Here is a 12,235-nt window from a genome sequence, read left to right on the forward strand (position 1 = left end):
CTCGTCACTCCAAGGCAGGCGTCGAAGCCCGGGCTCTCAGGCGGCGACGGGCAGGCCGAAGGCGGCGAGATCGCGCGCGAGCGCCTCTGGCCCGGTGTAGTGGACGGCAACGAGACCCGCCTCCGCCGCGCCGGCGACGTTCCGTGCGCTGTCGTCGATGAACAGGGTGCGGGAGGGGGTCAGCCCGAACCGGCTGATCGTGTGCGCGTAGATCGCCGCCTCAGGCTTCACGAGGCCGATCCGCCCGGAGACGACGATGCCGCGGAACAGGCCGAGGAAGGGGAAGCGCTCCTCGGCGATCGGGAAGGTCTCGGCGGACCAGTTGGTGAGGGCATAAAGCGGAACGCCCGCCGCATGCAGGCGCTCGAGGAGGGCGACCGTCTCCGCGATGGACCCTGCGAGCATCTCGTGCCAGCGGCCGCGATAGGCGGCGATCAGCTCCGCCATGTCGGGGTGCCGGGCCGAGAGCTCGGCGATCGCCTCCGCCCAGGGGCGGCCGCGGTCCTGCTCGAGGTTCCAGGCGGGGGCGCACACCTCGGCGAGGAACCGCTCCATCTCGGCCTCGTCGTCGAACAGCTTGCGGTAGAGGTGGCGCGGGTTCCAGTCGATCAGCACGCCGCCGAGATCGAAGATCACGGCGTCGATGGCGCGTCTCATTCGGGGCTCCTCAATGAGGGCCGAGAGAGAAAGGCGGGTGCCGTGATCCGTCAAGCCGGGCCGAGGGCGGCGACCGCCGAGCGTATCCGCGCCGCGATCGTGGCGGCGTCGGCGCCTTCCGCCACCAGCGTGTCGGCCGAGATCGGCCTGCCGAAGACCACGCGCACGGGGTGCGGCCGCGGCCAGCGCGCGGTGCGCGGCATCGCCTCAAAGGTGCCGATGATCCGCGCGGGCACCACGGTCGCACCGGTTGTCCGCACGAGCTCGCCGATGCCGGGAAGGAAGGTCTGCAGGCTTCCGTCCGGGCTGCGCCAGCTTTCGGGGAACCAGATGAGCGCCTCGCCGCGCGCGAGCGACTCGCGGGCATAAGCGAGCGTCGCCGCGGGCGCCCGCTCATCCACCGGGAAGATCCGCGCCGCGCGGCAGAGGAAGCGCCCCGCGGCGGTGGAGAAAAGCCGCGCCCGATCACCCGACCAGCGCGACCGCCACAGCACGCGGCGCGGCAGCGCGGCGGCGACCACCGGCGGGTCGAGATCAGAGAGGTGGTTGACGGCGATGATCACCTTCCCCTCGGGGATGTTCTCCCGGCCTTCGGCACGCAGCCGGAACGCCACGGCCATCACCAGCCGGTTCGCGGCATCGAGCAGGTGCGCCGCGAGGCGGTGCCAGGCCCCAGGCGGGTCGAGCCAGGAGAGGTCCGGCGTGGCCTGGACGGCGGGCTTCGCCGCCGCCGGCCGGTCGATCGCAAGACGCAACAGATCCCCCACCGTCGCGGCGGAGGCGAGCTCCTCCTCGCCGAGCGCGATTCCGAGCCGCGCCTCGATCTCCATCGCGAGCGCCAGCATGCCAAGGCTGTCGAGGCCGAGATCGAGCTGCGGCGATTGCGCAGGCGAGACGACCTTGCCCGGGAAGCGCTCCTGAAGCAGCGCCCAGAGCGCATCGGCCGGCGGGGTCGCGATCAGCCTCCGCTCCTCCTCGGTGAGCTCGGCGGGGGCGCGGCCGGCGCGCGCCTCTTCGTAGAGCCGCGGCAGGAGGAAGCGCTGGATCTTGCCAAGCCGCGTGCGCGGCAGCTTCTGCCGCGTGATCGCGTAGCCTGCCGGCCGCTGCCAGCTCGGCAGGCGCTGCGCCACGGTGGCAAGCGCCACGCGCACGGCGTCCTCGATCCGCGGCGTGCCAGAGGCGGCGATCGACGCCTCGTCGGGCACGACAAGCGCCACAAGCGAACCGTCCCGCTCGAGCAGCGCGATCTCGGCGATCGCCTTCTCCTCGAGGAACACCTTCTCGAGCTCCTCGGGGAAGATGTTCTTGCCGCCGCCGAGAACGATCATCTCCTTCGCCCGGCCGACGATGTGGACGTAGCCGTCCGCGTCGATGAAGCCGAGATCGCCGGTGCGGAACCAGCCATCTTCGGTGAAGGCGGCGGCGTTCGCCTCCGGGTTGTCGATGTAGCCAGAGAACACTGACGGCCCGCGCGCCTGGAGCTCGCCCACCCCCTGGTCGTCCGGCTCGGCGACGCGGAGCTCGATGCCCGCGATGGGAAAGCCCTCCGAGCCGATTCGCGCCCGATCCTTGTGGTTGTTGGTGAGGATCGAGGCGGTCTCGGCGAGCCCCCAGCCCGAGAGAACCTGCCAGCCCAGGGCCTCGAGCGGCCAGATCGTCTCCGCATCGAACGCCGCCCCGCCCGAGGCCATGAGCCAGAGATCGGGAGCGAGGCTGCGGTGGATCGAGCGAAAGAGGCGCTTGCCAAGGCGAAGACCGAAGCGCCGTCGCAGCGTGAGCGAGAGCGCGAACAAGGCGCGGAAGGCGAGGCGCTTCGGCCAGGGCTGCGCCGCGACCCGCCCCATCAGCCCGGCGAGCAGGGCGGCATAGAGCCTCGGCACCGCAACCATCACCGTGCAGCGCCCCGCCTTCAGCGCGGCGACAAGAAGCGGGCCAGTCACGCCTTCCGGCAAAACGACCGTCGCGCCGATCGCAAGCGGGGTGAGCACCCCGACGGTCAACGGATAGACATGGTGCAGCGGGAGCGGCAGGAGTGCGCGGTCACGCTCGGTGACGATGCCCTGGGCGGCAAGCGCGCGCACGTTGTGCAGGATGTTGGCGTGGGTGAGCGCGAAGGCCTTGGGCGTGCCGGTGGTTCCGCTCGTGGTGACGACCATCGTCGGATCGTCCGGCGCGATCGGCGGCAGCGGTGCCGTGCTGCCCGACGCCCAGTCGCGCCAGTGCGGCCAGCCCTCCGCTCGCGCGAGGGTGGCGATCGCGAGCATCCCGTCGACGGCCGCAAGACGCGGCGCGAAGCTCGGATCGGCGAAGGCGGTCCGCGCCTTGGAGGCGGGCACGAGCAGGGCGAGCTCCTGGTCGGAGGCCGTCTCGTCGAAGGCGACCGTCACGGCCCCGAGCGCGCCGAGGGCGAGCCGAACCGTGATCCAGTCGGGCCCCGGCGTGCCGAACAGGATCACACGGTCACCGGGCCGGAGGCCGCGCGCGGCGAGGGCTTCGGCGAAGCCGAGCGCGTCGCTGCCGAGGGCGGCATAGGTGAGTGTCTTCGCCTCGCCGCCGCGGACGGCGATCAGGGCTGGGTGGTCGCCGCGCGCGGCGAGCGAGGCGACGAGGTCACGGGTCGTCTCGAGGCGGGATGTGTCCGGCATGCGCGGAGCATAGGCCGCGACAACACGCGAAGGCGAACCCCTGGCGCCCGACGCGCTACACTGCGGACCGACTCGTGATCAGGGAGGGCCGGGCGATGGCGCGAGGGCTTGCGGATACGACCTGTTTACGATCGCAGTTGCGCTCAAGTGCGCCGGTGGCCGAGGTCGCGCGGCGGTGGCCGTTCGTCCCTGTGTCGGGAACGCGGCGCGCCCGCGCCAGGCGCGGCACGAGCTAGCGGCCGCCGGGATGTCGCCCTTCGTCGAGATCGCGGTCGTCCTCGCCCTTGCCGCCGCCGTCGGCCTTGCCGGCGTGCTCGCGCGGCAGCCGCTGATCGTCTCCTTCATCGCCGTCGGCATCCTCGCCGGCCCCTCCGGCTTCGGCCTCGTTCAGGCGGACCTTGTCGTCGAGACGCTCGCACGGCTTGGCATCGCGGTGCTGCTGTTCCTCGTCGGGCTCAAGCTCGATGTCGGGCTGATACGCCGGTTCGGCCGTGTCGCCGCCGCCACCGGGCTCGGGCAGGTCGCTTTCACCTCGGCCGGCGGCTTCGTGATTTGCCTCGCCCTCGGCCTCGATGCGGTGGAGAGCGCCTATGTCGCGGTTGCTCTCACCTTCTCCTCGACGATTATCATCGTGAAGCTCTTGTCGGACAAGCGTGAGATCGACGCCCTGCACGGGCGGATCGCGCTCGGTTTCCTGATCGTGCAGGACCTCTGCGTGGTCGCTGCAATGATTGCGCTTTCCGCCTTCGCCGCCGCCGGCGAGGGCGGTGTCGTGGCGCTCGCTGTCACCACCGCGGCCGGAGTCGCGCTCGTCGCCGCCGCGGGTCTGTTCATGCGCTATGCGGCGGAGCCGCTGCTCTCCCGGATCGCGCGCGAGCCCGAGCTGCTCGTCATCACTGCGATCGCCTGGGCGTCGCTCTGGGCGGCGGCCGCGGACCTCGTGGGGCTGTCGAAGGAGCTCGGCGGGCTGATCGCGGGCGTGAGCCTCGGCTCGACCTCGGTGCGCGAGGCGGTGGCCGCGCGTCTTGCGCCCTTGCGTGACTTCCTGCTGCTCTTCTTCTTCCTCGAGCTCGGCGCGCTGTTCGACTTCTCCGCCGTTGCTGGCCGGCTCGGCGAGGCGGCGGTGCTGTCGCTCTTCGTGCTCGTCGGCAACCCGCTGATCGTGATGGCGATCATGGGGGTGATGGGCTACCGGCGGCGCACCGGCTTCCTCGCCGGGCTCACCGTCGCGCAGATCAGCGAGTTCTCGCTTGTGTTCGTGGCGCTCGGGCGCGAGCTCGGCCATATCGGCGCCGAGGCGGTGGGGCTCACCACGCTGGTGGGCATCGTCACCATCGGCCTCTCCACCTACACGATCGTCAACTCGGCCACGCTCTACCGCTGGCTCGGCCCCTGGCTCGGCCTCTTCGAGCGCCGTCACCCCTTCGGCGAGGACCAGGTGCCCGACGCAGCGGAAGCCCGGCCGTGTGAGGTGATCCTCTTCGGCCTCGGCCGTTACGGCACCGCGATCGCGGAAGGCCTCGCCGCGCGCGGCATCGGCTTCCTCGGAGTGGACTTTGACCCGGAGGCGGTGCGCGCCTTCCGGCGCCGCGGCTGGCCAGCGGTCTATGGCGATGCCGCCGACCCGGGCTTCGTCTCCGCTCTGCCGCTCGGAACGGCCAAGTGGATCGTCGCGGCGATGCCGCACGTGGCGCTGGTGCTCGGCCATGCCGGGACGCGCGAGGCCCTGATCGCCGCCTTGCGCGAGGCAGGGTTCACCGGCCGCGTGGCGCTGACGGCCACGACCGCCGGGGAGGAGCAGGCGCTGCGCGCGCTCGGCGCCGACCTCGTTCTCAACCCCTTTGCCGATGCCGCGAAGGAGGCGGTCGATCGGCTCGCAACCGCCCTCGCCGCCGGCCCCACCCCTGCGGCCGCCACCGTTCCGCCATAGCGTGGCTTGCGCCGAGCCACTAAGCGTGGCCACCCTGAGCGCGCCATGAAGATCCTCGTCACCGGCGGCATGGGGTTCATCGGCTCGGCAGTGATCCGCCGCCTGATCCGCACCACCGGCGCGACGGTGGTCAATGTCGACTGCCTGACCTACGCCGCGAGCCCGGAGGCGATCGAGGAGGCGGCGACGAACCCGCGCCACGTGCACGTCAACGCCGACATCGCCGACGCCGCGGCGATGCGCGCGGTCTTCGCCGCGCACGACCCCGATGCGGTGATGCACCTCGCCGCCGAGAGCCATGTCGACCGCTCAATCGACGGTCCCGCCGCCTTCGTGCGCACCAACGTCACCGGCACGCTCAGCCTGCTCGAGGCGGCTCTTGCGCATTGGCGGCGGCTGCCCAAGGAGCGCGCCGACGCTTTCCGCTTCCACCATGTCAGCACCGACGAGGTGTTCGGCCATCTCGAACCGGGCGACCCGCCCTTCACCGCCGCCACGCCATACGCACCGCGCAGCCCCTATGCGGCCTCGAAGGCCGCTTCCGACCATCTCGTGCGCGCTTTCCACGCGACCTATGGGTTACCGGCCTTCGTGACCAACACCTGCAACAACTATGGGCCGTGGCAGTTCCCGGAGAAGCTCATTCCGCTTACGATCGCCAATGCGATCGAGGGCAGGAGGCTGCCGGTCTACGGCCGGGGCGAGAATATCCGCGACTGGATCCATGTCGATGACCACGCCGCCGGCCTCGTCGCCGCTCTGTTCCGCGCGCGGCCGGGCGAGACCTATCTCCTCGGCGCGCATGCCGAGCGTCGCAACATCGACGTGGTGCGCGCCATCTGCGCGATCCTCGACCGGCTGATGCCCCACCCTGCGGGCCCGCGCGAGCGTCTGATCGAGTTCGTCGCCGACCGCCCTGGCCACGACTTCCGCTACGCGATCGACGCCGCCCCGGCGATGGCGTCGCTCGGCTGGCGGCCGGTGCACTCCTTCGAGAGCGGGCTCGAGTCGACCGTGCGTTGGTATGTCGACCATGCCGGCTGGTGGAAGGCGATCCGCGCCCGCCGCTATGCCGGGGAGCGGCTCGGCACCGCCGCCTGAGGGGAAGGGGATGAAGGGGATCCTGCTCGCCGGCGGGTCCGGCACGCGGCTTCATCCGATGACGCTCGCGGCCTCGAAGCAGCTGCTGCCAGTCTACGACAAGCCGATGGTGTACTACCCGCTCTCGACGCTGATGCTTGCGGGCATACGCGACATCCTCGTCATCACCACGCCGGCCGACCAGGAGAGCTTCGTCCGGCTGCTTGGCGACGGCTCACGCCTCGGCATCTCGATCTCCTATGCCGTGCAGCCGAAGCCGGAAGGGATCGCCCAGGCCTTCTTGATCGGTCGGCGTTTCCTCGCAGGCTCGCCCTGCACCCTCGCGCTCGGCGACAACCTCGTGCACGGCGAGGGGATGGGCGGGCTGCTCGCCCAGGCCGCGCGGCGCGAGCGCGGAGCGACCGTCTTCGCCTACCAGGTGCGTGACCCCGAGCGCTACGGCGTGGTGTGGTTCGACCACGAGGGCAGGGCCACCGACCTGCGCGAGAAGCCCGCGAACCCGACGAGCAACTGGGCGGTGATCGGCCTCTATGTCTATGATGGAGAGGTGTGCGACATCGCCGCCTCGATCGCGCCGTCGCCGCGCGGCGAGCTCGAGATCACCGACGTCAACCGCATCTACCTCTCCCGGAACGAACTTGCCGTGGAACGGCTGGGCCGAGGCTACGCCTGGCTCGACGCGGGAACGCCCGCTTCGCTTCTCGCCGCCGCCACCTTCGTGCACACGCTCCAGGAGCGCCAGGGGCTGATGATCGGCTGCCCCGAGGAAGTCGCGTTCCGCATGGGCTTCATCAACGCCGAGGTACTCGCCCGGGAGGCGGCGTCTCTGGGCAGCACGGAGCTCGGCGCCTATCTCGCGCGGATCGCGCGCGAGGGATGAAGGAGCTTCGGGGCCTCCGCGCCGTCGTTACGGGCGGGGCGGGTTTCCTCGGCGCGACGCTGTGCGCGGCACTCGCTGCCCGCGGCGCGAAAGTTGTCGCGATCGATGCGATGCTTCCAGGGACGGGCGCGAACCGGGCCAATCTCGACGGCGTCGACGCCACGCTGGTCGAGGCCGATCTGCGCACGGCCGAGCTCGCGCCCCTGCTCGCCGGTGCGGACGCGATCTTCCACCTCGCCGCGCACACCTCGCACATGGGAAGCCAGGCAGACCCGCGGCACGACCTCGCCGAGAATGCGGATGCGACGCTCAGGCTCATTCTCGCCGCGCGCGCGGCAGCCCCCAAGGCGCGCGTCGTGTACGCCTCCACACGCCAGCTCTACGGCCGGCCGCGTACGCTGCCCGTCGCGGAGCACCACCCCGTCGATCCGCCGGATGCGAACGCGGTGAGCAAATGGGCTGCGGAGCAGTATTGGCTTCTCGAGACCAAGGTGCACGGCCGCCCCGTGGTGTCGTTGCGGCTCACCAACTGCTATGGCCCGAGGCTGAGGATCGCTGACGCGCGGCAGACCTTCCTCGGCCTCTGGATACGGCGCGTGCTCGAGGGCGAGGCGTTCGAGGTGTGGGGGGGAGAGCAGAGGCGCGATCTCGCCTATGGCGAGGACGTGGCGGAAGCTTTCATCGCCGCGCTTGACGCCCCGCCGGGAGTCTACAACGTCGGCGGCAGCCCGGACGTGTCGTTGCGCGACCTCGCCGACCTTCTCGTGCGCGCCAATGACGGGGCGGGGGCGTTCCGCGTTGTCCCGTTCCCGCCCGAGCGTGCGAAGATCGACATCGGCTCCTATATCGCCGACGATCGCGCCTTCCGCTCCGCCACCGGCTGGGCGCCCGCCGTGTCGCTGGAGGACGGGCTCAGGCGGACGCTTGCCTGGTTCCGACCGCGCCTTGCCCGCTATGTCCGACCCGAGGAGGGATCGACATGAACGCCTCCCTGCCGCCCGTGCTTGTCCCACAGGCCGACCCGGGCGCTTCCTATCGCGCCCAGAAGGCCGAGATCGACGCCGCGATCGCCCGTGCGCTTGCCTCCGGCTGGTACATCCTGGGCCGCGAATGCGCCGCCTTCGAGACGGAGTTCGCCGCCTGGCAGGGGGCGAAGCGTGCCGTCGGCGTGGCCAATGGCACCGATGCGCTCGCCCTGATCCTGCGCGGCCTTGGAATCGGGCCGGGAGACTCGGTGGTGACCGTGAGCCACACGGCGGTTGCGACCGTCGCCGCGATCGAGATGGTGGGTGCGGTGCCGATCCTGGTCGACATCGAGCCCGACACCTACACGATGGACCCGGCCGAGCTCGAGGCCGTGCTCGCCGCACCGCCGCCGGGGGTTCCGCCGATCCGCGCCGTCGTCCCCGTGCATCTCTACGGTCAGCCGGCGGCGATCGAGGCGATCGTCGCGCTCGCCAACCGCCATGGCGTGGCGGTTGTCGAGGACTGCTCGCAGAGCCACGGCGCGCGGGTGGGCGAGCGGACGTGCGGGACGCTCGGGCGGGCGGCCGCCTTCAGCCTGTATCCGACGAAGAACCTGGGCGCGCTCGGCGATGGCGGCGTGCTCACAACCGACGACGAGGCGCTGGCCGAGCGGATCGCCGCGCTTCGCCAGTATGGCTGGCGCCAGCGCTACATCTCCGACCTCCCGGGCGTGAACTCGCGGCTCGACGAGGTCCAGGCCGCGGCGCTTCGGGTGAAGCTCGCCGCGCTCGATGCTGCGAACGCCCGGCGCCAGGCGATCGCCGCCGCCTATGACGCGGCGGTGGCGGGAAGCGCCCTCGCGCCGCCCGCGAGGCGCCCGGGCACGACACACGTGTTCCACCAATACGTGCTGCGCTGCGGCGACAGGGCACGGGTGCAGGCGTTCCTTCGCGCACGCGGAATAGCCACCAACATTCACTACCCCGTTCCGGTGCATCTCCAGCCGGCCTATCGGGGGCGCGTCGCTCTCGGGCCCTCAGCCTGCCGCGAGACCGAGGCCGTGGCAGCCTCTGTGCTCTCCCTGCCGATGTTTCCGGAACTGACCGACGCCCAGGTCGAGGCCGTCTGCGACGCGCTCCGGGCGCTTTCGGGCTGAGGCGTCCGGGCAGTCGGTTTCGCTGGCGAAGCGGGCCTTCGCAGGTGCACACTCGCGCCGATGCCAGAGGCTCCAGGACCGGACCCGCTTTCGGACGCGGCCGCTGCCGCGATCGCCGAGCTTTCCGAAACCGTCGCCCGCCTGCTTGAGGCGGCGGCGACCGACCCTTTCTCCGACCCGGTCTCCTCGGCGGCGCTTGCGATCTCCCGAAGAATCGATGACGGAACGCTCGACCTCGGGACGCTGACGGCGATCCTCCGCCGGCTCGGCGCGGCAGCGTTCCGCTCCCGTGCCGAACGTCTTGCGGGCTATGTCGGTCCGCCGGGAGAGCCGGCCTTCGCCGCGCTTGCGCAGCGTCTCGTCCGCCCCGACCCGAACGACAGCCCGATTCCCTTCGCTGCTTTCCGCGCTCTCGTCGAACACCCGCGCTACGCCGCCGTGTTCACCGCCCACCCGACCTTCGCGATGCCGGCCGAGACGGCTGCCCTGCTCGCGACCTCGGCGGAAGAGAGGCGCGCGATCGACCCGCTCGCCCTGCGGCCCGGGCAGATCACGCTCGCCGAGGAGTTCGAGGCGGCAGCGGCGGCCATGGGCCATGCGCGGGATGCGCTCGACCGGCTCGCCGAGGCGCTGTTCGCAGCGGCGCGCACCGTCTGGCGCGACCGCTGGAGCACGCTCACCCCCGCTCCCGTGCTGGTCGCGAGCTGGGTCGGCTACGACACGGATGGGCGAACCGACATCGGCTTCGCCGACACAATCCGCTACCGGCTGAGGATAAAGGCGCTGTGCAGCTTAAGCGTCTGCGGAAGGCGGCGGGAGAGGGGCCGCTGGGCGCGCGTGTGGGGGCGGCCCTTGCCGCCGTCGAGGCGCAGATCGCGGCCTGCCCCGAAGGCACCTCGCCGGAACCGGAGGCGGTGCGGCGCTTTGCGCACGCGCTGATCGACCATGCGGGCGAGGCGCTCACGAGCCCCGAGCCGCTGCTGCCGCTGTTCGCCGAGGCGATCGCCGGCGCTCCAGACGAAGCGACGAGGATGCGGCTTGCGGTGGCGCGTGCGGGGCTCGTGTCGCACGGGCTTGCGCTTGCGCACACGCATGTTCGCCTGAATGCCACGCAGGTGCACAACGCGCTTCGACACCGCCTTGGCTTCGACGGCGGTCCGGAGGATCGTGCCCGGCGTCGCGGCCTCCTTGCCGCGATCAACGCCGCCCTCGACACGGTCGAGCCCGTGCCGGTAAATTTCGGCGCTCTTCTGACCGAGAGCGCCTCGGCCGCGCGGCTGATGATGACGGTCGCGCAGATCGTCAAGCACATCGACCGGTCACAGCCGATCCGGTTCCTGATCGCCGAGACGGAGACAGGCTACACGCTCCTTGCCGCCCTGTGGCTCGCGCGTCGCAACGGCGTCGAGCGCCAGGTCGAGATCAGCCCGCTCTTCGAGACCGCGGAGGGGCTCGAGCGCGGCGCGCGCGTGCTCGAGGAGGCGCTGCGCAGCCCCCACTGGCGCGACTATCTGCGCGCGACGGGGCGGCTTGCGATCCAGTTCGGCTATTCCGATTCCGGCCGGTTCGTCGGCCAGCTCGCCGCGAGCTACTGGATCGAGCGGCTTCGGCTCAAGCTCGCCGAGACCCTTCGCCGCTACGACCTCTCGGGCATCGATCTGATCCTGTTCAACACCCATGGCGAGAGCATCGGCCGCGGCGGCCACCCAACGAGCCTCGCCGACCGGCTCGAGTATCTCGCCCCGGCGGCTTCGCGGGCGCAATTCGCCGCCGCCGGGCTCGCGGTGCGCGAGGAGAGCAGCTTCCAAGGCTCGGACGGGTATCTCCTCTTCGGCACGCCGGCGCTCGCCGCCGCGACGGTGGCGCGGATCGCCGAGCACGCCTTCGCGCCCGAACCGGCCGAGGCGTCATCCGACCCCGTCTATTCGGAGGCGGACTGGGCGGCCGAGTTCTTTGGCACGATCCGGCTCGAGATGGAGGCCCTGGTCGAGGACCCGGGTTATACCGCCCTTCTCGGCGCCTTCGGCCCGAGCCTGCTCGACCCAACGGGGTCGCGCCCGGCGGCGCGGCAGCGCGACGGGCTCGGGGGGCCGGAGGTGATCACCCATCCGCGCGAGCTGCGCGCCATCCCGAACAACGCGATCCTGCACCAGCTCGGGTGGCTTGCGAACACGCTGCACGGCCTCGGCCGGGCCGCATCGCGCAGTCCCGAGACCTTCGCCGAGCTTCGGGCACGCTCGCCACGCTTCGGCCGGGCAATGGCGATGGCAGAAGCCGCGCGGCGTGCGGGCTCGCTCGACATCCTGCGCGCCTATGTGGCCACCCTCGACCCCGGAACCTGGCTCGACCGTGCGGGTCGGACGCGGCGGCCGGGCCGCCCGGCTGCGCTGATCGCGGTCGCGGAAGCGCTCGAGGGCCTCGGCCTCTCCGAGCCGGTTCGGCGCCTGTTCCGCCGGCTGCAGCGCGATTCGCTCGCTCTCGAGGCGGCTTGGCCCGGCGAGCGGCCGCCGGAGCGGCTTGTTCTGTTGCACGCGATCCGGCTCGCGCTGATCCATCGCATCTGGCTTCTTGCGACGCGGATCCCCGATTTCTCGCCGCGCCACGGGATCACGCGCGGCGCGCTGATCGCCCGGATCCTGCGCCTCGACGTTCCGGCGGCGGTCGCGCTGCTTGAGCAGGTGTTCCCGCGCAATCCCGATGCCGTACTCGCGCTCGAGTTCGCCGAGCCGCCCGGGCCGGCGGAGGCCGCGAGCTACGAGCAGGAGCACGCCGAGGTGTTCGCCCCGATGCGTGCGCTGTTCGCTCTCGTGCGCGAGGCCTCCTCCGCGATCACCCAGGAGGTTGGTGCGCACGGGTAACCGAGCGGGCCGGCGGCGCGGTGATCGCACCGGCCGGCCACG

At 71.5% G+C, this 12,235-nt stretch carries 9 protein-coding genes; 7 read left to right on the forward strand and 2 right to left on the reverse strand.

Annotation, left to right across the window (positions count from 1 at the left end; all coding sequences use genetic code 11):
* Positions 1-36: 36 nt before the first annotated feature.
* On the reverse strand, positions 37-657 hold the full coding sequence (locus KO353_RS15170; protein WP_218285614.1) for an HAD family hydrolase: 621 nt from the start codon (positions 655-657) through the stop codon (positions 37-39).
* A gap of 50 nt (positions 658-707) precedes the next feature.
* Positions 708-3,302 (reverse strand): AMP-binding protein, encoded by a 2,595-nt coding sequence (locus KO353_RS15175; RefSeq protein ID WP_218285615.1) that lies wholly within the window; start codon positions 3,300-3,302, stop codon positions 708-710.
* A gap of 247 nt (positions 3,303-3,549) precedes the next feature.
* Between KO353_RS15175 and KO353_RS15180 the strand changes: the two genes are divergently transcribed.
* The 7 genes from KO353_RS15180 to KO353_RS15205 all read left to right on the forward strand — a co-directional run bounded on the left by KO353_RS15180 (position 3,550) and on the right by KO353_RS15205 (position 12,193).
* Positions 3,550-5,232 carry a cation:proton antiporter gene (locus KO353_RS15180; RefSeq protein ID WP_218285616.1) on the forward strand — a complete coding sequence of 561 codons (1,683 nt, stop codon included), beginning with the start codon at positions 3,550-3,552 and terminating at the stop codon, positions 5,230-5,232.
* A gap of 45 nt (positions 5,233-5,277) precedes the next feature.
* Positions 5,278-6,333: a dTDP-glucose 4,6-dehydratase gene (gene rfbB, locus KO353_RS15185; RefSeq protein WP_218285617.1), complete on the forward strand. Its 1,056-nt coding sequence runs from the start codon at positions 5,278-5,280 to the stop codon at positions 6,331-6,333.
* Between the two features lie 10 nt (positions 6,334-6,343).
* On the forward strand, positions 6,344-7,213 hold the full coding sequence (gene rfbA / locus KO353_RS15190) for a glucose-1-phosphate thymidylyltransferase RfbA (protein WP_218285618.1): 870 nt from the start codon (positions 6,344-6,346) through the stop codon (positions 7,211-7,213).
* The gene (locus tag KO353_RS15195; protein WP_218285619.1) at positions 7,210-8,196 is read left to right on the forward strand and encodes an NAD-dependent epimerase/dehydratase family protein; all 987 of its coding nucleotides are present in this window, start codon (positions 7,210-7,212) and stop codon (positions 8,194-8,196) included. The genes rfbA and KO353_RS15195 overlap by 4 nt, the downstream gene beginning before the upstream one ends.
* Positions 8,193-9,335 carry a DegT/DnrJ/EryC1/StrS family aminotransferase gene (locus KO353_RS15200; protein WP_218285620.1) on the forward strand — a complete coding sequence of 381 codons (1,143 nt, stop codon included), beginning with the start codon at positions 8,193-8,195 and terminating at the stop codon, positions 9,333-9,335. The genes KO353_RS15195 and KO353_RS15200 overlap by 4 nt, the downstream gene beginning before the upstream one ends.
* A gap of 60 nt (positions 9,336-9,395) precedes the next feature.
* On the forward strand, positions 9,396-10,274 hold the full coding sequence (locus KO353_RS16565) for a hypothetical protein (protein WP_235691913.1): 879 nt from the start codon (positions 9,396-9,398) through the stop codon (positions 10,272-10,274).
* Positions 10,275-10,366: 92 nt separating this feature from the next.
* Complete coding sequence (locus tag KO353_RS15205; protein ID WP_235692135.1) at positions 10,367-12,193, forward strand: phosphoenolpyruvate carboxylase; 1,827 nt, start codon at positions 10,367-10,369, stop codon at positions 12,191-12,193.
* Positions 12,194-12,235: the final 42 nt, after the last annotated feature.

The sequence above is a fragment of the Elioraea tepida genome (assembly GCF_019203965.1).
GTDB classification, from domain to species: Bacteria; Pseudomonadota; Alphaproteobacteria; order Acetobacterales; family Acetobacteraceae; genus Elioraea_A; species Elioraea_A tepida.